Origin of the sequence: Neptuniibacter sp. 1_MG-2023 (assembly GCF_030547185.1) — a bacterium.
Lineage (GTDB): Bacteria > Pseudomonadota > Gammaproteobacteria > Pseudomonadales > Balneatricaceae > Neptuniibacter.
The window spans coordinates 360,775-383,270 of the sequence record NZ_JAUOQR010000002.1 but is presented as its reverse complement, the minus strand read 5'-3'; the positions used below and the strand labels follow the sequence as shown (position 1 = coordinate 383,270).

The window sequence follows — 22,496 nt, the reverse complement described above, 5'->3', positions numbered from 1 at the left end:
AGCGGGGGCTGGATTTGAACCAACGACCTTCGGGTTATGAGCCCGACGAGCTACCAAGCTGCTCCACCCCGCATCAACGTGGTGCGAATACTACAGACCCACTCCGCAAACCTCAAGCTTTTTTTAATATTTTCAACGATTAACTAAATTACTCTTTATCAATTACTTGAAATTTATCTTCTGCTGCCTGCCGGATACGTGTTTTTTGAATGTCTATTATTAACTCAGATAAAACCAAACTTGCCTTTTCAGAGAGACCATCAAACTCAGCACCACAGCGCCCCGCGCCACAGAAAGAAACATTTAAAGCCGGTTTAAGACGATAGCTTTTATCTAAAGTAAATAGAATAACTGCATTTTCAATCTTCCCTGATAGATGATCAGTTGTTTCAAAAGCCACACCGGTTTCTGAAATATCTAACAGCGTGACAGGCTTGTCATCAATCGTCATTGATACTTTATCATCAACGGGCGCTCTATAGGCATTACGCCTATTTTCGTCATCACTTAATTCCAGTTCTATAGGGATCTTCATTCTGCCTGTCTCTCTAATACAAATTCCAAACGTCTATTTTGCGCTCTATTTTCAACACTATCGTTTGGTACAAGTGGTCTAGAATCGCCATAACCTGTAGCCGAGACACGCTCGACTTCAAGCCCACCTCTAACCAGATACCTCAATACGTTAGTTGCCCTAATAGCTGAAAGATCCCAATTCGAAGGAAACCTAGCAGTCTCTATAGGTACATTGTCTGTATGCCCATGAACACTTAATTTAATCTCTGCATTTTTCTTAAGCGTCAACACCATGGAATCAAGCACGGGCATCATTTCTGGATTAAACTCTGCAGAACCTGAGGGAAACAACAGGTCCCCACTAACCTTAATAATCACCTTGCCATCTTTAGGAGAGCCGATTTCAACCGCTTCGTTTAAAACATCTATCTTTAACTGCTCGGCAAGATCATCATTTAAACTCTGTAGTGCAGAATTAAGGTTTTCTGCTTCATTTTCCATAGGTTTGTCCTCTTTCTCCTCAGACAAACGGGACGTAGGTAAGCGCTCTTCAATCTCATCAGGAATTTCTGGTTTTACTGGAGCTTCATGGGGAAACTCGATAATACTATTTGCACCAGACTCACCCTGAAATGCTTCATTTAATGAACGAGAAGCAATTTGAAAACGTTCAACCTCAATGTTTGAAAGAGAAAAAAGCAGCACAAAGAAAACCAACAGCAAGGTCATTAAATCAGCAAAAGTATAAAGCCAATCAGCTGTTTCATTTTCCTCTATAAGGGTCGTTTTAGAATCCATAATTTATACTCCCTTATTTTTCTGCAGTCTTACTTTTACCTTGCCTTAACTTTTTCCGCTTGGCGGCTGGAATATATGACGACAGTTGTTCATAAACATGCATATAGTGGTCATTTGTTAAAATGCTGATACAACCCTCACGAATAATTTCAAGGTTTGTCACCTCAAGTAAGGTTCTTGATTTCAACTTACCGGCGATAGGTAAAAAAACCATTGTTGCTAATAACGACCCATAAAAGGTGGTTAACAGCGCAACCGCCATCGCCGGGCCAATAGTGTCAGGGTTATCTAACTCACTTAGCATCTGAATAAGCCCAATTAATGTTCCTAACATGCCAAACGCTGGCGCATAAGCCGCCATTTTTCGAAACACATCTTGTGTTGCATAGTGCCGAGCAATAAGAGAATCGATCTCATTTTGAATAGTATTGCGAATGATTTGCTCCGATGCGGCTTCAGCCAAGAGCATACAAGCACGCTTTAAAACAGGAGATGAACTTTCTACATCGCCTACTTTCATCAATCCGTGACGATGACTGATACGGCTCAACTCCAGCATCGTATCTATCATCTCTTGCTGATTGGTTTTATCTTGGGTGAAAACAATAAATGCACCCTTAAATGCGTTAGTTACGTCTTTGAACTGTACAGTTAATAGTGTCGCAGCGATGGTGCCACCAGCGACAATCATCATCCCTGGGACATTGACAAAAACATCAGAACTGCCGCCCATAATGATGGCTGAAATAATTAAAGCTAAACCGGAAACAATTCCGACTAGTGAGGCGAAATCCATTTAATATCTCTCTAAAATCCACTTAAAATTAAATATAATCCACATGTTAGCATGTTAACGTACAGCAATTATAAGTACATACTATATAACTTCATCTCTATACATTTGTGCCTAATCACGTGAAGAAACAACACTCTTATATTGGTCTAACTCAATGGCAGCATGCTGCTTGGCAACAGAACATGCCGAAACGCTCGCCAAGTGAACATATATTAAAAACCTATTCTCGCCACTTCAGTAGTGTGGAGGGAAATAGCACATTTTATGGTTTACCTAAAATAGATACAGTAAAGCGCTGGGTAGATGAAGCCGATAAGGAATTTCGCTTTTGCTTTAAATTCCCTCAGCAGATTACCCATTTAAACCACCTCAAATCATCCGAACAAGAAACCTTAGCATTTTTAAATAGGCTCGCCCCACTGCATGAGCAGCTTGGGCTTTTGTGCATACAGTTACCCGCCTCTTTTGATGAACATAACCTGCAAGCCTTATCAGACTTTTTAATCAAAATACCTAAAGAGTTTAACTATGCTGTAGAAGTCAGAAATACTTGTTTCTTTGATAAGGGCGAGACTGAAAAGTATTTTAATCAATTACTTGCCACCTACGATATTAATCGTATTAGCTTCGATACCCGCGGACTATTCCATGACCCATCAGAAGATCCCATCAGTTTAAAAGCAAAAATGCATAAACCGAAACTCCCCGTTCACGCCATAGCGACTTCAAAGTATCCCATGGTTCGCTTTATTACCCCCTTAGACTGGGAGCTAGGTACGGACTATTTAACGCCTTGGATCAATAAAGCCATCCACTGGATGGATGAGGGCAAAACTCCCTTTTTCTTTTTTCACACACCAGATAATGCCGAGGCCCCTGAACTCGCAGCATACTTTGTTAATCAATTAGAAAAACAACGTCCAGGAAGTTGCTTGTTTAATCCTTGGCTCCCAGCAAAAAAACAAGACAACTTATTCTAAGCGCAACAATCATTGCCCCCAGCGATTCTTAGTCTGTAGCAAAAAGGCCAACTCTTCAGGTGTAGAGCTGCGACCCAATACTTCATTACGATGCGGGAAACGACCAAAACGATTAATTTGGTCATAATGCTGATGGGCAAAATCCAACCAATTTTCCATATAGATCTTATTGACCCCTGAGACTTCAAATAGCATCTGCTCAAAGCATTCAATACTTAGCTGCTGTAGATCCAACTGCTCGGCATGCTCAAATGGCATATAGAAAAACGCTCTTTCAACAACCTCTAATGCTTGATCATGCCCCAGCTTGCGTCCCTCTATACATAGGGCTAACGCCTGAGCATCACCAGAAAATGCATCTTCAGAACCCCTGAATATAGTACGCGTAAACTGATCCAATAAAATAATTAAGGCAAGTCGCCCTCGCGGCGAACTTGCCCACTCATCCAATTCACCACGTAATGCTTGATGAACACGATGACCAAAAAGTTCAGCGACTAGACGGTCATTTTCTGCATCGCCTGACCACCATAATTTACTGCGATCAATCACTGGAAAACCGTTTTCCACTGTGCCAAACCAGAATCTTAAAATATCTTCAATTTTCTCAATCATATCCATCAACACGCGAGATTATTAAACATTAAAGATAGTGGAATTTAGGTAGTTTGCGTACTTAGGCGTTCGGCTAGGTCTCATGCCCTGTTTAAACTATAACGTACCTTTATTTCCACAATGCTCATTTACAAACAACTCTTTGTAAAAAAAACCTTGCACATAATCAACACCAATTTTAGCCGCGTAGGCTAGATCTTCTGCAGATTCAACACCTTCCAATATAGTTTTTTTACCACTTAACTGGGCATATCCAATTAGACTTTTAAACAACTGCTTCATACTCTTGCTTTGACAACTATCACCACTGATCCAATGTCGGTCAAATTTAATAAAATCTACATTACTCAAAATATTCAAAGAGACCATTGTGCCTGGGGCACCCACATCATCCAGTGCGATAGCAACGCCCTTGTGATGCATAAACGTGGCTACTTCATTACTAATATGCGCATCATTTAAATCTGTATTTTCAATTAGCTCTATTACTAAATCTTGATTATCCGTCAACATTTTAGCCATAACATTCTCGTTCTCAACCGGCCCGAATACAGAAAAAGCATGGGGATCAAGATTAAGAAAAAGCGTGCTATTTTTAGGCCGAAATCTAATCTGCAACCGTTTTAGCTGTAACTCAACTTGGGCCAGCATCAGCGGACTATCATGTAATAACTGAAATATATGAAGAGGAGCAACCAGATCTCCTTGGTGATTAAAGAAACGTGCTAAAGCCTCGTAACCTATAACCGCACCACTACAGGTATCTATAATCGGTTGATACTCAACACCAAATCGCTGTCTATCTACTAACTCAAGTAACTCTAACCTATCGACCGAAGGACTATACAAACTCACAAGACACAACCTTAAATAATAATGATAATAATTATCAATTGTATTTAAAAAATGGTATTTTGAGTAGTCTTATAATAGAAAAAGTATTGAATTTATTACAAAAAATGACTGCTAGGAGAAACAAAACATAGCACTAACTATATTTTTAACTATTTTAATATTGCCAACATAGGGCTACATTATGGAACATCGTATTAATAAATTTGTTAGAGGAAGATAGAATGCAACGCTTTTTTATAGTCATTGTTATTGCTGCATTGTGCGCGGCAGCTTATCTATTCTTAGAAGAAAAAGAATCAAAAACTTCCTCACCACTATCTGCCGAGCAACATGAAGAATCTAATCCAAATGCCAAAAAGCATATTAATACCTTAACTCAAGGTGCTGAACAGCCCATAGATATTGGCGCAGCGGATAACTTTGTTACATCCGACCAGCTTCTCAGGCTACCAAAAAAGAGCGTCGATCGACTCGATACAATTCCAGAAGAAAATACGCCAGCAAACCCCGATGCCATTGCTGAAGATGGGACCGCAACCTTTGCCGTTTCTAGCCATATAAATATCATTAAAACTGCCGGTTCAACCGCTCAACCCAACAGCGATGACCCACTCGCGGCGCTCTCTTTAGAGAACCAGATAAAATTACAAGAGTTACTCGACAATCCTGATCAAGCAGCGAACAATATCTACTTTATTCATGCGGTGAATGAAGCCGATATCGAAGGGCTTTGGGGAATTATTCAACATGGATTGATGAGCACATTTACACGTGGACTTGTGTTGCCGGGACTCGACAAAACAGTCACCGTTGATATTCCAAAAGACGCCGATGAGAAATTAGACAATAAGCGTAGTTCTTTTTTGGGCCAAATACTTAAAAATAAAGTAGACCAAACTTATATCTATAATTACGAAAAAGGAATTCTAGGGGATAACCCCAACCTCATCACACCAGGACAACAGTTAGTTATAGTTACATTCACTGAAGAAGAACTGATTGCGATCTATAATCATTTTATATCGCTTTAAGGAGTTCGAATGATTGACCTGTATACGTGGGGAACCCCTAACGGCCGCAAAATTTCAATTATGCTTGAAGCATTGCGACTACCTTATAGAGTTCATCCGGTTAATATTTTAGAAAACGACCAGTTTGAAGCCTCTTTTTTAAAAATAAGCCCCAATAATAAAATACCCGCTATTATCGATCCTGAAGGGCCTAATGGCGAAACAGTCGAACTTTTCGAAAGTGGCGCCATACTTATCTACTTAGCAGAAAAAAACGATGAGTTTATACCTACGGATCCTATAGCTCGGCTGGAATGTCTGCAGTGGTTGATGTGGCAGATGGGCGGCTTTGGTCCATTCCTCGGGCAAGCACACCATTTCAATAAATTTGCTAAAGAAGATGTGCCCTACGCAAAACAGCGCTTCAACGCAGAAGCTCAACGATTATGGCGCGTTTTAAATACGCAGCTCGAAAATAAATCGTTCATTATCGGCGATGACTTATCTATAGCCGACTTTGCTATCTACCCTTGGGCTATGCGCTATGAATGGCAAGCTGTCGATCCTGAACAATTCCCCTTTGTTAATGCATGGATGGAACGCATGAACGATATCGAATTTGTGAAACGCGGAATGCAAGTTCCGTGATAGCAGACCGCATTATCGGCCATCGAGGTGCCGCGGCTCTCGCACCAGAAAACACTTTAGCGGGTATTCGAAAAGCCTCAGCTTGTGGTCTTAGATGGGTAGAACTTGATCTATCCCTTCTCGGTGACAGCACCCCCGTACTTTCCCATGACCATGAATTTGATCGCTGTACAAACTACAGCGGTTCATTATCGCGCTCGACGCTCACTGATCTACTTCAAATAGATGCCGGAAGTTGGTTTAGTCAGGAATGGCACAACGAAAAACTACCACTGCTATCCGATGCCCTCTTACTCTGCCAAACGTTAAACTTAGGGCTAAATTTAGAACTAAAACCCCGTGATGGTGAATCTGAACTAACCGCCGCCGCAGCCTTTCAAATGATATCTGTCTATTGGCACGATCCAGATAAGTTAATTATCAGCAGCTTTGACCATCAAGCACTTAGTGCTTATCGCACCTTAGACGCTCAGGCGAATATTGGATTACTATACGATTACCTTCCTGAACGATGGCATCTACAAGCAGCTGCAATTCAAGCTTGTAGCATACACTGCGATTGCAACGCTATGACCCAAGCAGACATTCAAGACGTGAAGGTCTCAGGCTATGATTTATACTGCTATACCTGTAATGATCCTGAACAAGCTGATCGACTATTCGCATTAGGGGTTGATGGTATCTTTACCGATAACCCCTTCATTATGGCGCCCTTTAATCAACCAAACGATCTGCACGATAATCAGCTATCGCCTGCTCAACCTCTGCCATAGTATTCATTACAAACGGACCATACTGTGCAACGGGCTCACCTATGGGCTTACCTGCTAGTAGCAGCAACCGCGTAATGGGCTTATTAGCATCACTCTCGGCTGTGGTAATTGATACCCTGGACCCAGTCGATAGCCGATTCGCGGCATCAATTAACAAAGGCTGCCCTTCCACTGTTGCTTTACCTTCAAACAGATAAATAAACGCATTATGGCTAGGCGGTATGGGCAGTTCAACGGTCGTGCCCGGCTGCAATTGCAGATCCACATATAAGGGCTGAGTCTCCTCTACGCAAATGGGGCCTTGATAGGTGATGTCATCCAAGGTCAAACTACCCGCGATTAACTTGAGTGCAGCACCACCCATTAGCTCTATGTGAGGAATATCCTCAGGTTCAATATGTTGGTAGGCAGCCGGTTTCATTTTGTCCTTAGCTGGTAGGTTTATCCATAACTGAAAGCCTCGCATCAGCCCCTCAATCGCTACAGGACGCTCCTCATGAACAACCCCTTTGCCTGCCGTCATCCATTGGACACCACCGGATCGAAGCTCCCCTTCATTACCTAAATGATCTTTATGAATCATATGCCCATTGAGCATATAGTTCACTGTTTCAAAACCTCGATGAGGGTGGGGAGGAAAACCGGCCATATAGTCATCAGGATTGTCTGTTGAAAACGCATCCAGCATCAAAAACGGATCTAAACGGGCCGACGGATTACGCCCGATACTACGTTTTAACAGGACTCCTGCTCCATCTCGACTATCCACCGCAGGAATAACTCGATTTATTTCCCGCTTAGGATCACGACTGATCATAAGGATGCCCTCCCGTGGGGTAAATCAAGATCGAATTCTGGCCCTATAGAAATAACCCCAGTCGGATTAATCGTCTTATGACTACGATAGTAGTGATGACGAATATGCTCCAGATTAACTGTCTCTGCGATCCCTTCAAGCTGATAGATGTCCCGTAGATAACCTGAAAGCGCGGGGTAATCGGCAATCCGTTTTAAATCACACTTAAAATGCGTTACATAAACGGGATCAAATCTAATCAAAGTGGTAAATAGCCGTATATCCGCTTCAGTTAATTGGTTACCCACCAAATAACGCCGACTACTCAGCTGCTCTTCGAGCTGATCTAACGCATTAAATAATTGCTTCACCGCACTGTCATAGGCAGATTGTGAAGTTGCAAACCCCGCCCGATAAACACCGTTATTAACGAATTCATAGATAAAATCATTAATAGTATCAATAGATTCCTGTAGAACTACAGGAAAGTAATCTCCTGTAATTGCACCTAAATGATCAAAGGCGGAGTTAAAAATACGAATAATATCTGCTGACTCATTATTAACGATCACCTTCTTCTTTTTGTCCCACAAAATGGGCACTGTCACCCTACCGCTATAATTTGGATCTGTATGGGTATAAAGCTGATAGAGATACTCATAAGCAAACTGGCTATCTCCTGTACTATTGGGAAAATGCTTATCAAAAGTCCAACCACTTTCATGCATAAGCGGATCCACAACATCCACACTAATAAGATGCTGTAACCCTTTCAATTGACGCATAATCAACGTGCGGTGTGCCCAAGGACAAGCCAAAGAAACATAAAGGTGGTAACGACCCGCCTCAGCCTTAAAATCAGCATCCTCATTAGCTGTAATCACATGTCTGAATTGAGAAGCTGAACGGATAAATTCACCTTTACTACGCGTCGTGTCATACCATTGATCACGCCATTGACCTTCAACCAATAATCCCATTAGATCTCCTCCGCACTCAACCTATGTTAGCTAATCTCTGTAATCTGTTTTTCAGCCTGAGCTAAAGACTTAGCAGCAACCTCTCCCATATTTAGTCCCTCAGCAAAGATAACCTCTACACTCTCTAGGCCAATAAAACCTAAAAACTGCTTAACAAAAGGTATTTGAAAATCAATGCCGTTATCTTTGTAAAGGCCACCACGTGTAGCAAACAGATAAACAGGCTTATCTTCAATCAAACCTACAGGGCCATTCTCCGTATACTTAAAAGTAACGCCAGCTCTAGCTAGGAGGTCAAAATAAGCTTTCATCTGTGTCGGTATAGAAAAGTTATACATAGGTACGCCGATAATTATTCTATCTGCCGCTCTAATTTCACGAATAAACTCATCTGAACGCTCAACTAAGACTTGCTGAGCAGCTGAACGCTCTTCTTCTAGCGTCATTAACGCACCAACAACAAAACTATCTAAATGAGGTAAATCTTCTACGATCAGATCCCTAACAACTACAGCGCCATCCTTATTCGTTTGCTTCCACTGCTCAATAAACTTAGCGGCAAGCTGGCTTGATTTTCCTTCGTCGCCAAAAATACTGGTTTTAATATGAAGTAATGTGGCCATAACCGGCTCCCTCTATTCATCGCATTTAATGCGTAGTTAAGTTGATATGCACATTCTTATATTTATAAAGACGATTATAAATAGCGAAAAATAGCTTAATATGATCTAATTTTTAGATGTATTATGGCTGAATGTAGATTCATTCGATAAAGGAGCAACTATGCCAACCGTAACCTTAGAACAATGGCAAACACTGATCTCGGTTGTAGATAAGGGCGGCTATGCTGCAGCGGCAGAAGCAATGAATAAAAGCCAATCAACGGTAAGCTATGCGATTCAAAAATTAGAAAACAGCCTAAATGTCAGAGCATTTGCAATAGCAGGACGCAAAGCGATCCTTACTCCCGCAGGAAAAACCTTATATCAACGGGCCACCGTTCTACTTGAAGAAGCCAATCAGATGGAAGCTCAAGCCCAGCAGTTTGCCGAAGGTTGGGAGCCCGAATTACGTATTGCTATGGACGTCTTATTTCCTGAATGGATCATGCTAGACGTTATTGAACAATTCACTAAAGAGCACCCCTTAACCCGTATTGAGATAATGGAAACCGTTCTCAGTGGTACAGATGAAGCGCTTTTAAAAAAAGAGGCCGATCTGGTGATCGGTGGCCGCATTCCTCCGGGTTTTCTAGGAGATCCCCTTTTACTGGTTAGCTTCCATGCAGTAGCCAGCCCATCTCACCCTTTGCATCAACTCAACAGACCCTTAAACTATCAAGATCTTCGTCTACATAGGCAGCTGGTGATAAAAGATTCGGGCAGTAGAGATTTAGATGCAGGATGGTTAGGTGCACAACACCGATTAACAGTAGGCCATATACGCACATCGATCGACGCTGCCTGCAAAGGCTTAGGCTATGCTTGGTTCCCAACGCTAAAAATACAACAAGAAATCAAAGAAGGGCGACTAAAACCGCTAAATTTAGAAATAGGAAATAAAAGAGATGTGCAATTGAACCTAATCTACTCCGCAGGCGATTATGCAGGACCTGCCGCCAAATTATTTGGCAACCTTTTGAGCACGCGTATGGCTAAAATAATGGACTCAGATTTTTAACTAAAGACCTTTATCTAGAAAGACTGATAAGAGGCTCTATAGCTAAAAAGCGGTAAAAGCTTAAAACACATTGACCTAACTTTTACCGCTTTATTCAGGCTTTTTTAAATCATATGGTTAACTATAAAAGTTAGAGCTTATGCTGCCGTTTTCGCCATAAGTAATAAACCGCAGGTAACAGCACTAAGGTCAGTATCACTGCACTCACCATCCCACCTATCATTGGGGCCGCGATGCGTTGCATAATTTCAGAACCCGCACCTTCCCCATACATAATAGGTAATAGACCTGCTATAACAGCCGCAACAGTCATCATTACAGGACGTACACGCATGCCCGCACCATTTACAACAGCGCTACGAAGCTTTTCCAAGGTAAACCTATCACGACCACTTTTAAGGCTCTCTTCATAGGCTTGGTTTAGATAAACCAACATAATGACACCGATTTCAACCGACACGCCTGCCAATGCAATAAACCCAACTCCCACGGCAACAGAGAAATTAAATTGATTCAGATATAACATCCAAATACCACCAATTAACGCCAATGGCAGCGTACCCATAATCATGACCACTTCAGAAAACCGACGGAAGCTCAGGTAAAGCAGAATGACAATAATTGCTAATGTCAGTGGTACCACATAGCTCAGCCGCTCTTTAGCTCGAATTAAGTACTCGTACTGACCAGACCAATTAATAGCGTACCCCGGAGGAAGCGTTACTTTATCGGCAACCACTCTTTGAGCCTCATCAACGTAACTACCTAAGTCTCTGCCCTCTATATCGACATAAGTCCATCCATTGGGACGCGCGTTCTCACTTTTAATCCCAGGCGGCCCATCTTCAATAAAGATATTTGCCACATCAGCTAAAGCAATACGCGCCCCTTTACTGGTAATGAGTGGTAGCAACTTTAGTCCTTCAATTGAGTTACGGTAATCCTGCGAATAACGTACATTAATAGGATATCGTTCTAAACCTTCAACAGATTGGGAGACATTAGTTCCTCCTATAGCACTCGTAATTACAGTTTGTACATCTGCAATATTAAGCCCATAGCGAGCAGCTTTATCTCGTTGAATATCTACTTTTATATAACGACCACCAGCGACTCGTTCAGAATAAACAGATGCTGTACCTTCAAGCTCGGCAAGTACCTTTTCTAACTGCACCCCTATCGATTGGATAACTTTCAGATCTGGCCCTGAAACCTTCAAACCCACCGGGGTTTTAATACCTGTGGCTAACATGTCTATACGAGTTTTAATGGGCATGACCCACGCATTAGTCAGGCCCGGCAACTTAACTAAATCATCCAACTCTTTAGTAAGTTTTTTAGTTGTCATTCCCTCTCGCCACTGCTCCTTTGGCTTAAGCGTAATAAAGGTTTCTATCATCGTTAAAGGTGCAGGATCTGTTGCGGTTTCTGCCCTGCCCATTTTCCCAAATACTCTCTCAACTTCTGGCACAGTTGAAATTAATTTATCAGTCTGCTGGAGCAACTCCCGAGCCTTACCAATAGAGATTCCGGGATAGGTTGTTGGCATATACATTAAGTCTCCCTCATCCAAAGGAGGAATAAACTCACTACCAATTTTATCTAACGGCCAAAACCCTAAAGCCGTTACCAATATAGAACAAGCAACGGTCACTTTCGGCCATGTAAGTACAGCGCGAATGACTGGAAGATATGTAGCTAACAATAAGCGGTTTATGGGATTCTTATGCTCAGGTAACACATTGCCGCGAATACAGTAGCCCATTAACACAGGTATTAATGTAACAGCTAAACCAGCGGCAGCGGCCATCGCATAAGTTTTAGTGTATGCAAGAGGCGAGAACATACGTCCCTCTTGAGCCTCTAAGGTAAACACGGGTAAAAAGCTCATGGTGATAATTAACAGACTAAAGAAAAGGGCAGGCCCCACTTCTGCTGAGGCATCACCAATCACTCGCCAACGGTTCTCTTCCGTCAAGGGGGTGCGTTCGATATGTTTATGGACATTTTCTATCATCACAATCGCACCATCAACCATGGCTCCAATCGCTATAGCTATCCCGCCCAACGACATAATATTGGCGTTGATTCCTTGGTAAAACATCACAATAAACGCTACTAAAATGCCTACAGGTAGACTAATAATCACTACTAAAGAGGAACGAAAATGGAAAAGGAAGATTGCACAAACCACAATCACAACAATAAACTCTTCAATTAGCTTCTCGAAAAGGTTGTCTACAGCTCTCTCGATCAAACCTGATCGGTCATAAACTGTCACAACCTCTACGCCTGCAGGGAGACTACGTTTAAGCTCTTCAAGTTTCTCTTTTACGCTTGTTATGGTTGTTTGTGCATTTTCGCCAAAACGCATAACAACCACACCGCCAACAGCTTCACCTTCACCATCTAACTCAGCTATGCCTCGCCTCATCTGCGGACCTATCTCTACATCAGCTAAATCTTTAAGCAAGATTGGTGTGCCATTAACGGTTGCTCCCAGTGGTATAGTTTTAATCGCATCTATACCATCTAAGTAACCAGTTGCACGTACCATATATTCAGCTTCAGCCATTTCGATAACTGATGCGCCAGTTTCTTGGTTCGCACGCTTAATCGCTTGACTAATATGAGAGAGAGGAATATCAAAAGCGCGTAGTTTATTGGGGTCTACTTTAACTTGATATTGTTTAACCATTCCTCCAATTGGTGCGACTTCAGACACTCCGGGGACTGTTTGCAATTCATATTTCAAAAACCAATCTTGGAGACTTCTTAGCTCCGCTAAATCATGTTGGCCTGTACGGTCTACCAACGCATACAGATATACCCAGCCGACACCGGTCGCATCAGGCCCCAATTGGGGTTTAGCACTATCAGGCAGTTTAGAGGCAACTTGGCTTAGATATTCCAAAACTCGACTACGCGCCCAATAAAGATCAGTATCTTCATCAAAAATCACATACACATAGGAATCACCAAAAAATGAGAAACCCCGTACAGTTTTAGCACCAGGAACCGACAACATGGCCGTTGTCAGAGGGTAGGTGACTTGATCCTCAACAACTTGAGGTGCCTGTCCTGGATAATTGGTTTTAATAATGACTTGCACATCAGATAGATCCGGAATTGCATCTATAGGGGTATTTTTAACCGCAAAGGCTCCCCAACCAATTAAAATAAATGTTGCCAATAAAACAAAAAACCTATTTTTAATCGACCAATAGATCAACGTCTTAATCATAAAGCACCCCCAACAGAGCTATTAGGTGCTTTCGGGCGAGGCACAACAAAATCAATAAGCTTAAGGTTGCCCATATTGCCCCCTTTAAGAAGTACCTGAATAGAATCTCCTTCCCTAAAAGGGCTCATATCAAGCTCTTCTGCTAAAGGGACTTCCATAGTCATAGCCGGCTGCTCCCATTCACGTATCGCCTTATGTGCAAGTGTAAGCGTACGCTTCTGTGGGTCTATATTTTGAATCTCTGCCATCACCCATACAGATTCAATCGACCCCATAGATGACGGAGTCATACGTGAAAAATCTGAACTAAGACTAGATTCAGAATCCAAAAGGAACTGCGCTGAAGTCACAACTCGATCATCAGGGTAAAGCCCTTCAAAAATAGCCGTTCGATCAACAAATCGCCCTCCCGCCTTAACTTCCACTGATTTATAGCGCCCTTCACCTAAAGAAACGACGACTCGCTCTTGCGTGCCCGTTACAATCACCGATGAAGATGGAACGCTTAATACCGGCTCGGTAGGACGAGATAGAATCGTCACACTCGCAAACATATCGGGTTTTAAAAGCAAGTCAGGGTTATCAAACCGTATACGCACCTGGAGCGTACGCGTATTTTTATCGAGCACCGGGTAAATATAATCAACCAGCCCTGACCATGCTTTAGCAGGAAGGTAGTCTAAACTCATCTCAACGAAGTCACCTTGATTTATCAAATGAGCCTGCCTCTCAAATACTTCGGCTATCACCCAAACCTGATCTAAAGAGCCAATATTCATCAGCTTAATAGAGGGATTAATAAACATCCCTTTACGCAGATTTAACTCGCCAACATACCCTGACTGCGGCGTATACACAGGCACATCTTGATAGATTTTTTTTGCCCGTTTTAACTCATTAATAAAGCGTTGCGCTACACCAAGTGACTGAAGCTTACTTTGACTCGCCTGTAGTAAAAAACGATTATTACTTTTAAGGGCCGCTATAAATTCCTCTTGGGCATTCACTAACTCTGGAGAATACACTCTATATAACAGAGTTCCCTCTTCTACATACTCACCCGGAGCGCCTACAGCTACAAACTTAACCCAACCGGATATACGTGAATGAACATCCATCATTTTATCTTGATTGAACCCTATATAACCCACCGCTTTAATCTGTTCTTGTAACGGGCTAAATAAAACGGCTTGCGTTTTAACGCCTAAATTATGAACCACCTCCGACCGAATTCTCACGGTTCCAGGCATCTCTTTTTCCGCAAGGTTATCCGCATAAACGGGCACTAGCTCCATACCCATAGGAGATAAGCCGGGCTTATCTCGTTTAAAATTCGCATCCATTGGAGCAACCCAATACAGCGGTTCATCCTCTTTACTTTCAGTAAGCGAGGCCATCCCCTTATCAGATGCAGCACCCGCTACTAAATAACCGATCACTAATCCCACACATAAAGAAGCTAGAATAAAAATAAGTTTTTTCATTACTTTGACTCCAAGTAACGTGGCGACAATAATCGCAATTCAGGATCGACCCCCGCCAATAAGTAATTGAGGCGAAATAGGGTTGATGCTCGCTCATGAAGTAAGGCGACTTTCTGAAGTTTAACTTCCAGTTCGCTGATCGCGGCGGCAGAAATATCAGCAAACCGAGCAGTCGAAGCCCCATAGGCCTTTAATGCAGCTATGCGTTTTTCTTTTAATTGGCGTAAAAAACCACGGTTATAAATTATGATACGTTGCTCTAACCCAGCTAAATTAGCCCGCTCAAAATCAAATGTAGACTTCATTTGACGCGCATTAAGTAAACGTTGCTCTTTTGCTGCTTCACGCAGGTTAATAGCTGCATTTCTATGTGCGTCTTGCCGTTTTTCAGGAAAGATAGGTAGATCAAATGTAACCGCCATACTAAAAAAGTCAGATCTCTCTATGCCCGTCGACATATCATCTCTATACCCATAATTAGCATCGATTTTAAAACTTGGTTCATAAGCTTCATCCGCTAAATCAACCGCTTTCTGCTGTATATCTACACCTTGCTCAAGGCGTTGTAATACAGGATGTCGCAATAATGCCTGATAGACTTTATCTTCACTGTTTAACTGTTCGTCAGTCAGTATCATTTTTATTTCAGGTAACTCAGAAGAAAGCGGCCCCACCCTTCCGTGAACCGTTAGCCATTCAGATAAGCGACCGTGCGTTTGGTTTTTAAGTTGCTCTAATTTAGCAATACGATCCTGCAACTGAGTAAGTTTCAATTCAGCATCTAGCAACTCGTAACCTTGTATTTTCCCGCTACGATAATTAGCTTGGCTAATAGTCAACAACTCATTGAATATATGTTGGTTATCCACCAACAACTTTATCTGTTCTTGATACTGATGAAGTTGTACCCATAACTGGCCGACCTTTTTCTTGATCAGAGCCTTTCGCTCATCACGCTCCAACTGTTTTTGATCTGCCATTAAATTTAACTGACGTTGCTTAATCTCTAAGCTATCTCCTCGCGGAAATTGCTGAGAAACACCAAATTGTAATTGGGTCATATTTTCTTGATTAAAATCAAAGCTATCCGTCGGTAAGTTAGCCAATGCTATACGAAGCTTAGGATCAGGTAATTGTCCACTAGCAATAGCACCAGAACGAATTGCTTGCTCCTGATACTGGTTACTCACAAGCCAATGATCATGGGCTAAAGCTTCAGTGAGCGCCTTTTCTAGGCTTAAATCAGCATGAGCGGAGATCGAAAAAACGGCTAAAAACGCCATTAATAAAAAAGGAGATATATACATAAACCGGTCTCAAACGATATGAAAATAACGCTCTAAATAAAGAGCACTGTTTATCAAAACGAGACGCGATTTAATTAAGGAAAACAGCCTGTTGTATATGTAGACGTGGGAAACTTCGTTGAAAGAATTGCTGTCGAGCAAACGCAAACTGGAAGACAATGCGCTGCCTAAAATCCGGCCGCAAATTAAATAGAAGGGTCGTTACCCCTAAAGCGAAAAGAAAGAAAAAACTAGATAAAGGTGTAGCATCATCTATAGGATCAGCAACAGGATTAACACTCCATTCGCAGCTAATACCACCATTGCCACAATGCTCATTAAACTTACTGTCTGTGGACATATGCTGGCTGTGATCAACACCTGATACAACAACGCCATCTGAAACAGGAACACTTAGTAGATTGGTACATACACCTGCCGAACAATAGACGATAAAAAATAGCAGGCTAAAAGCTGCTATAACACGTCCACGCTTTGTCAGTATGTTTGAATAACCCATTAAGCTATATCCTAGGAAGGTGTATAAACTTTACCTGAATCAAGATGTTCAATCTATAGATCAAGCAAACAAGACAAAATTCCCTACAACCCTTTAGATAAATATTCATTCTGCAGCTGCTCCGCAGCCTGTGGCCGCTCAATATAGAACCCCTGAAACACATGGCATCCAATATTATGTGCTATCTCTAATTGCTCTTTAGTTTCTATACCTTCAGCGAGTACCACCAAATTATAGGCTTTCGCAATTGATGCAACGGCTTCAACTATAGATCGGCTATTATTATGGGCTCCCAGCTCCTGAATAAAAGAGCGATCTATCTTCACTATATCGATCGGTAAATCTTTAAGGTAACTTAATGAGGAATAGCCTGTACCAAAATCATCCAGCGCGATAGTAATACCAAGTTTCCTAATTTTCTGTAACCGCGACTTAGCAAATTCAATATTTTCAACCGCAACCGTTTCTGTAATTTCTAAACAGATGTCAGAGAGGTTAGCCCCTCCACCCACAATTGCCTGCTGTAAAGTAATCACCATATCCGCTTGATAAAACTGTAAGGGGCTAATATTAATTGAGGTGTACCAACCATCCTGCCAAAACCCTTCAGCCTTCCACTTTTCTATCTGACGACTGCATTTTGCTAATAACCAATTACTAACGGGAACAATCATGCCGCTTATTTCAAGACTAGGAATAAACTCGATTGGAGGCATTAAGCCTTTTTCTGGATGCTGCCAACGAATTAAAGCCTCAAACCCTACAATGGCCCCTGTAACATTAACTAGAGGCTGGTAATGAATACGGAACTCCTCTTGCTCCAATGCTCGATGAAGCTCATTTTCCATATGCTGTTGTTTTTCAACGGCTAACGACATGGAACGATGATAAAAGGCATAACCGTTACGACCGTTCTCTTTCGCATGATACATAGCTGTATCAGCAAATCTCATTAAGTCATCAATATCTTTCCCTTCAATTGGAAAGATAACTACACCTATACTCGCCCCTATTCTTAACTTGTGCTGCTTAATATCTATAGGCTGAGAGAGTATTTCTAACAATTTATCGCAGATTATTTGTACATCAGCTTTGATTCTTTCTTGGTTGTCATGAAGAAACTCCAACAAAACAACAAACTCATCTCCCCCCAAACGAGCCACTGTATCATTTGCACGTACTTGGCCTATAAGTATCTCCGCCACCTCTTTAAGGAGCAAATCACCAATACCATGCCCAAGTGAATCGTTAATCGTTTTAAAATGGTCTAAATCAATAAACAACAGTGCGTTATAAACGCCATTTCGCTCACAGCTTAAAATTGATCTAGATAATCGGTCATTCAGTAATACTCGATTGGGCAAACCGGTTAAATTATCGTGGTTAGCTATATGGCTAATATGATCTTGGACAACTTTTTGACTCGTAATATCAGTCGCCACAATCAGTGTTGCAGGTTCAGAAAAATACTCGAATGGCGAAGCCTGAATTGAGAAATGTAATTGTTCGCCATTTTCGCGAGACCAAGAAAACTCAGTTATATCAACCGGCGCATTATTGGCTTCGACGCTACGGCGGATAACATGCATCCGCTCAACTTCATCTTGAAACGAATGGAAATCTGATATGGTGACACCCACCAAAGACTCTACCGATACGTCATAAAACTCCGCAACCTGCTGATTACAAAATAACACTTGGTCTTTACTATTAAGCGCCACAATCAACTGGGGAGCTTGATTGATAACCTGCTTTAACAAGTGCTCACTTTGCACTAGGGCTAAATGGTTACTCTTTTTTTCATGAAGTAGTTTTTGCGCTGTATGAATAAATTCATTACCAACATCACTGAGTTGACCTAACTCGGTATTTTTATGTTGCTCAGGTACTTCAAGATATTTACCTTCGCTATCTTCCAGCCTGAGCTCAGCAAATTGTTTAGCTAACAAGGCCAAGGGCTTAGTTAAAAATGCGTGGAAAAGCGCTATTAAAAATACCGCAAGGAGAATATTACGAACGACGCCCGAGACAAACGTAGTTAAAGCGCGTTCAAAAAAGGGCTGTAACGCAAGGTCTTGATCCACAACCACCTGAAGACTACCAGGCTCAAGGTTGGCAAACCCAGGCGCCCTAAGTGCTAAAGCATAATCTTTATATTTAGTTGAGATGGCTTCCGTCAACCATTGCGTTTTAGTCTTTTGCAGCGTGGATTCTTGCTCTGCTAAAACCTCACCTAACTCATCTCTAATTTGTACTTTGGAGATGAAGGGATATTGCATAAGCCCATTAACAACTTCTTGGGCAAGCGCCTGATCTAAAGTATGGACCGCGCGCGTAGCCGGGGGTTTACTCGCATCCAGTATATCAATGACGGTTTGATCTAACCGACTCCCTTGCGTTTTATAGTCTTCTAATACATGTAACGAACTCAAGAAGAAGCCAATAGTAAACGCCATCAACACAGTATACTGGGCAAGCTTTACCGCCAACCTATTTCTTACTTTAGGGCTCTGGTGCTTCAAATAGATAACACTTCCTATTATGTTAGGCGCTTGCCTAAATCAGATATTAATAATTGATAATCTCATAAATCATTTAGCTCTTTAAGTAATAAAAGTAAGTTTCTATTAACTACTTACCTGTCACTTAATGTCCTATTGTGAGTACTTACATTCTAGCTAATAATCAGCTTTTTTCCTCATCCTCAGCACTATAATATAAAGTTATCTCTTAAGCCTGAATGAATATTATGCTTCTATATTGTATTTCAATAACATTCGAGGAAGCGCCTCATCAAGGTTTGCAACGTCGTCATCATTTAATTCAATCAGGTCAACGCCCATTTTAATGAACTTTTCCTTTTTCTCGATCTTTGCTGACAACATACTTTTAGGGTTTTCTTTACCCCAATACTCAATATAAAGCTGATGTTGAGGTAGATAAAAATCGGCATCTAAATCTCCTTCGCACGGCAAACCTGTCCGATAGGCATGCAACAAGCCGGACAGATAGAGCCAATTATCAATCTTCCTCTCCGCTTCACAAGTAACATTATGGCCATCACAACAAAGATAATCGTTTTTTCCCTCATAGCCCTGTTGGAATCCGCTCACTCGTGCAGTTAATATCCCATTGTCTAAAATAGACTCTCGCCACATGATATAAGGAATGCCTGTAGACCGATTTTCCCGCTGAAAACCTCCCGCAGCTTCACCTAAAGTGGTTAACAGCCAGCCTTTTCGGCCCGCCTTGATCCAACCTAATTCTTGCAAAAGTAATCCAATAATACGATCAGATAACGACAGCTGAGTAGCCAAAGAATCAAAAGATAAGAGATGGGAATCAACACTCACTAAAGCTCGGTGCTTGACGGTCTCACTTGGCCAAATAATATAACGACCAAACTTAGTGCTTTCACGATAGGTCCCCCCTTCAAACTCACCTTTAGATGTTAATAACCAGTTATCACTTACACGCTTGATCCAACCGAGTGATTCCAGCTCAGTAAACATCTGCTTAGTGGTTTTATCGAGTGCCTTAGCTAAGGCTGAGGTTGAAAGTGGATGTGATTTATCAGACATCTAAGGTCATTCCTAACGATATTATTTAACTCAGAATAATCAAACTTGTTAAGGAGTAAAAGCGATTCACTTTTTTCAGGGAGATAGAGCGCAAAATAAAATCGAAAAGCCTATTTAAACCCCCACCTTAATAAATACTTAACAGGATAAAGCATCTAACTCTAAAAGCTGATATAAATAGCAAATAGAGGGATTAATCCTATCACTTGAGCGGCATTAAAAGGATTCCTCGACTAGGATTAATAATGGACGTAATCTCTGGAGTACTCGCATGGACACAACAATACTCAACTTTTATAAAAAATCTGCTTCAGTGGTATTGTTGGCCCTACTCTTCAACACGCCTTCAGCTATAGCGCAAGAGTGGATTTACAGTGTCGTTCAAGGAGACACACTGTCTGAATTCAGTGAAAAACACCTTTACAAAACATCTTACTGGAAACAACTTCAGAAGATTAATAATATCGCCGACCCTAAACGCATCCCTGAAAACACAAAATTACGTATCCCTATTGATTGGATAAAATCTCAGCCAGCATCAGCACAAGTCATCAAATTTGAAGGGGATGTAGTCACGCAAAGCAAAGAAGGCACTGATTCACAACAAGTGAGTGTAGGTCAGCAACTTAATCTTGGCGATCATTTAGAAACCTATTCACAAAGCAGTGCATTAATTCGCTTTGCTGATGGTAGTGAGATACTGGTATTACAAAACTCTAAAATCGATTTTAACCATATGACGAAATATGGTGAGACTGGGATGGTGGATTCAAGAGTTCGCCTCATATCAGGTGATATAGAGAGTCATGCTGCAACACAAAAAGGCAGTGCTTCACGTTTCGAAATCCATACACCCGCTGCGATCTCTGCCGTTAGGGGAACCCGCTTCCGAACCTCTTATACAGCGGCAGACACGAGTTCAACTATTGAGGTATTAGAAGGTGGCGTCGCGGTAAAAGGTGCGAAAACTACACGTTTAGTTCGTGCTGGCTACGGGACTCATGTTGTTAAAAATAAAGCGCCATTAAAACCTAAAAAGCTCCTACCCGCTCCTCAGCTATTGGCTTACCCACAACCGATCGAAACCATTGGTTCTCAAATCCGCTGGGAAGCTATAGAGGGTGCGCAGCGTTATCGTTTCATCATTGCAGAGTCAAATGAGTTTAGTACAGTGTTATGGGATAGTGACAGTGAACGAAATGCCATCAGCCTTCCTGACCTAAGTGATGATACATACTTCCTACAACTGCGTGCTGTCGACAAATATGGAATTGAGGGTATAGAACGTGTACAAACATTCACACTCAATGCACACCCTCAACCGCCTTTCCCTATGGCACCAAATAATAAGGCTACAATACGTGGGGAAGCTCCTGTATTGGAATGGACCCAATCCAGCGAAGCGGTCAGCTACCGATTACAGATAGCGTCCGATCAACAGTTTTCTAACATATTACTTGATCGCCCTTCATTAACGAGCAACCAATTTACGGCATCCGAACTACTGCCCACCAACACCTATTACTGGCGTGTAGCCAGTCTTGCTGGCGATGGAGAATTAGGACCTTATGGTACTCAACGTAGCTTAACCGTAAAACCAATTCCTGCGACTCCCGAGCCCGCACTCGTCCAAAATGAACGTGAAATAAAACTCTCATGGACTTTAGGCTTACCGGATGAATCCTACCAAATACAAATATCTAAAGATCCATCATTTAAATCCATTATTACAGATACAAGGTTAACAAAGCCGGAGATTACACTGGAGCGTCCTGAAGGATATAGATATGTTCGCGTTAGATCCCTAGCAGAAGATGGCTTTGCCGGTGCTTGGGGTGTTACTCAAGAATTAACACCGCCCCCGAACGAAAACTGGATCTATGTGTTTGGTTCTTTTGTAGCCACTATATTGTTGCTGTGAACACATACAGACT

20 protein-coding genes and 1 tRNA gene are annotated in these 22,496 nt (G+C 41.8%); 6 read left to right on the top strand and 15 right to left on the bottom strand.

Annotation, left to right across the window (positions count from 1 at the left end; genetic code table 11):
- The 4 genes from Q4492_RS04470 to Q4492_RS04455 all read right to left on the bottom strand — a co-directional run bounded on the left by Q4492_RS04470 (position 1) and on the right by Q4492_RS04455 (position 2,110).
- Positions 1–74, bottom strand: a tRNA-Met gene (locus tag Q4492_RS04470).
- A gap of 74 nt (positions 75–148) precedes the next feature.
- The gene (locus Q4492_RS04465) at positions 149–535 is read right to left on the bottom strand and encodes a PilZ domain-containing protein (RefSeq protein ID WP_303416062.1); all 387 of its coding nucleotides are present in this window, start codon (positions 533–535) and stop codon (positions 149–151) included.
- Positions 532–1,314: an OmpA family protein gene (locus Q4492_RS04460; protein ID WP_303416061.1), complete on the bottom strand. Its 783-nt coding sequence runs from the start codon at positions 1,312–1,314 to the stop codon at positions 532–534. The genes Q4492_RS04465 and Q4492_RS04460 overlap by 4 nt, the downstream gene beginning before the upstream one ends.
- Before the next feature lie 13 nt (positions 1,315–1,327).
- Positions 1,328–2,110: a motility protein A gene (locus Q4492_RS04455; protein ID WP_303416060.1), complete on the bottom strand. Its 783-nt coding sequence runs from the start codon at positions 2,108–2,110 to the stop codon at positions 1,328–1,330.
- A gap of 119 nt (positions 2,111–2,229) precedes the next feature.
- On the opposite strand from Q4492_RS04455, the gene Q4492_RS04450 reads away from it, so the two are divergent.
- Complete coding sequence (locus Q4492_RS04450) at positions 2,230–3,090, top strand: DUF72 domain-containing protein (RefSeq protein ID WP_303416059.1); 861 nt, start codon at positions 2,230–2,232, stop codon at positions 3,088–3,090.
- A 9-nt stretch (positions 3,091–3,099) separates the two neighbouring features.
- On the opposite strand, the gene Q4492_RS04445 is transcribed toward Q4492_RS04450, so the two are convergent.
- Together Q4492_RS04445 and Q4492_RS04440 are read right to left on the bottom strand one after the other, a co-directional pair.
- Positions 3,100–3,705 (bottom strand): DUF924 family protein, encoded by a 606-nt coding sequence (locus Q4492_RS04445; RefSeq protein ID WP_303416058.1) that lies wholly within the window; start codon positions 3,703–3,705, stop codon positions 3,100–3,102.
- A 96-nt stretch (positions 3,706–3,801) separates the two neighbouring features.
- Positions 3,802–4,560 carry an EAL domain-containing protein gene (locus Q4492_RS04440; RefSeq protein WP_303416057.1) on the bottom strand — a complete coding sequence of 253 codons (759 nt, stop codon included), beginning with the start codon at positions 4,558–4,560 and terminating at the stop codon, positions 3,802–3,804.
- A gap of 221 nt (positions 4,561–4,781) precedes the next feature.
- On the opposite strand from Q4492_RS04440, the gene Q4492_RS04435 reads away from it, so the two are divergent.
- From Q4492_RS04435 to Q4492_RS04425, 3 genes are read left to right on the top strand one after another with little or no spacing between them, the layout of a single operon-like run.
- On the top strand, positions 4,782–5,591 hold the full coding sequence (locus Q4492_RS04435; protein ID WP_303416056.1) for a hypothetical protein: 810 nt from the start codon (positions 4,782–4,784) through the stop codon (positions 5,589–5,591).
- Positions 5,592–5,600: 9 nt separating this feature from the next.
- Positions 5,601–6,218: a glutathione S-transferase family protein gene (locus Q4492_RS04430; RefSeq protein WP_303416055.1), complete on the top strand. Its 618-nt coding sequence runs from the start codon at positions 5,601–5,603 to the stop codon at positions 6,216–6,218.
- Entirely contained in the window at positions 6,215–6,991 is a 777-nt protein-coding gene (locus tag Q4492_RS04425) for a glycerophosphoryl diester phosphodiesterase (RefSeq protein ID WP_303416054.1), read from the top strand. The genes Q4492_RS04430 and Q4492_RS04425 overlap by 4 nt, the downstream gene beginning before the upstream one ends.
- On the opposite strand, the gene Q4492_RS04420 is transcribed toward Q4492_RS04425, so the two are convergent.
- The 3 genes from Q4492_RS04420 to Q4492_RS04410 are packed head-to-tail and all read right to left on the bottom strand — an operon-like array spanning position 6,933 to position 9,390.
- Complete coding sequence (locus Q4492_RS04420) at positions 6,933–7,808, bottom strand: pirin family protein (RefSeq protein ID WP_303416053.1); 876 nt, start codon at positions 7,806–7,808, stop codon at positions 6,933–6,935. The two genes, Q4492_RS04425 and Q4492_RS04420, sit on opposite strands and share 59 nt — an antisense overlap.
- The gene (locus tag Q4492_RS04415; RefSeq protein ID WP_303416052.1) at positions 7,805–8,767 is read right to left on the bottom strand and encodes a glutathione S-transferase family protein; all 963 of its coding nucleotides are present in this window, start codon (positions 8,765–8,767) and stop codon (positions 7,805–7,807) included. The genes Q4492_RS04420 and Q4492_RS04415 overlap by 4 nt, the downstream gene beginning before the upstream one ends.
- Positions 8,768–8,793: 26 nt before the next feature.
- Positions 8,794–9,390 (bottom strand): FMN-dependent NADH-azoreductase, encoded by a 597-nt coding sequence (locus tag Q4492_RS04410; RefSeq protein WP_303416051.1) that lies wholly within the window; start codon positions 9,388–9,390, stop codon positions 8,794–8,796.
- A 160-nt stretch (positions 9,391–9,550) separates the two neighbouring features.
- On the opposite strand from Q4492_RS04410, the gene Q4492_RS04405 reads away from it, so the two are divergent.
- Positions 9,551–10,447 (top strand): LysR family transcriptional regulator, encoded by an 897-nt coding sequence (locus Q4492_RS04405; protein ID WP_303416050.1) that lies wholly within the window; start codon positions 9,551–9,553, stop codon positions 10,445–10,447.
- 130 nt (positions 10,448–10,577) lie between these two features.
- Here Q4492_RS04405 and Q4492_RS04400 read toward each other — a convergent pair whose 3' ends face one another.
- The 6 genes from Q4492_RS04400 to Q4492_RS04375 all read right to left on the bottom strand — a co-directional run bounded on the left by Q4492_RS04400 (position 10,578) and on the right by Q4492_RS04375 (position 20,562).
- The gene (locus Q4492_RS04400; protein ID WP_303416049.1) at positions 10,578–13,691 is read right to left on the bottom strand and encodes an efflux RND transporter permease subunit; all 3,114 of its coding nucleotides are present in this window, start codon (positions 13,689–13,691) and stop codon (positions 10,578–10,580) included.
- The gene (locus tag Q4492_RS04395; protein WP_303416048.1) at positions 13,688–15,175 is read right to left on the bottom strand and encodes an efflux RND transporter periplasmic adaptor subunit; all 1,488 of its coding nucleotides are present in this window, start codon (positions 15,173–15,175) and stop codon (positions 13,688–13,690) included. The genes Q4492_RS04400 and Q4492_RS04395 overlap by 4 nt, the downstream gene beginning before the upstream one ends.
- The gene (locus Q4492_RS04390; RefSeq protein WP_303416047.1) at positions 15,175–16,482 is read right to left on the bottom strand and encodes a TolC family protein; all 1,308 of its coding nucleotides are present in this window, start codon (positions 16,480–16,482) and stop codon (positions 15,175–15,177) included. The genes Q4492_RS04395 and Q4492_RS04390 overlap by 1 nt, the downstream gene beginning before the upstream one ends.
- A 70-nt stretch (positions 16,483–16,552) precedes the next feature.
- Entirely contained in the window at positions 16,553–16,981 is a 429-nt protein-coding gene (locus Q4492_RS04385) for a hypothetical protein (RefSeq protein ID WP_303416046.1), read from the bottom strand.
- An 83-nt stretch (positions 16,982–17,064) separates the two neighbouring features.
- A complete protein-coding gene (locus Q4492_RS04380; RefSeq protein WP_303416045.1) occupies positions 17,065–19,503 on the bottom strand; it encodes a bifunctional diguanylate cyclase/phosphodiesterase in 2,439 nt (812 codons plus the stop codon).
- Between the two features lie 225 nt (positions 19,504–19,728).
- Complete coding sequence (locus tag Q4492_RS04375) at positions 19,729–20,562, bottom strand: hypothetical protein (protein ID WP_303416044.1); 834 nt, start codon at positions 20,560–20,562, stop codon at positions 19,729–19,731.
- Positions 20,563–20,833: 271 nt separating this feature from the next.
- Between Q4492_RS04375 and Q4492_RS04370 the strand changes: the two genes are divergently transcribed.
- Positions 20,834–22,483, top strand: a complete 1,650-nt coding sequence (locus Q4492_RS04370; protein WP_303416043.1) for a FecR domain-containing protein — start codon at positions 20,834–20,836, stop codon at positions 22,481–22,483.
- Positions 22,484–22,496 lie beyond the last annotated feature (13 nt).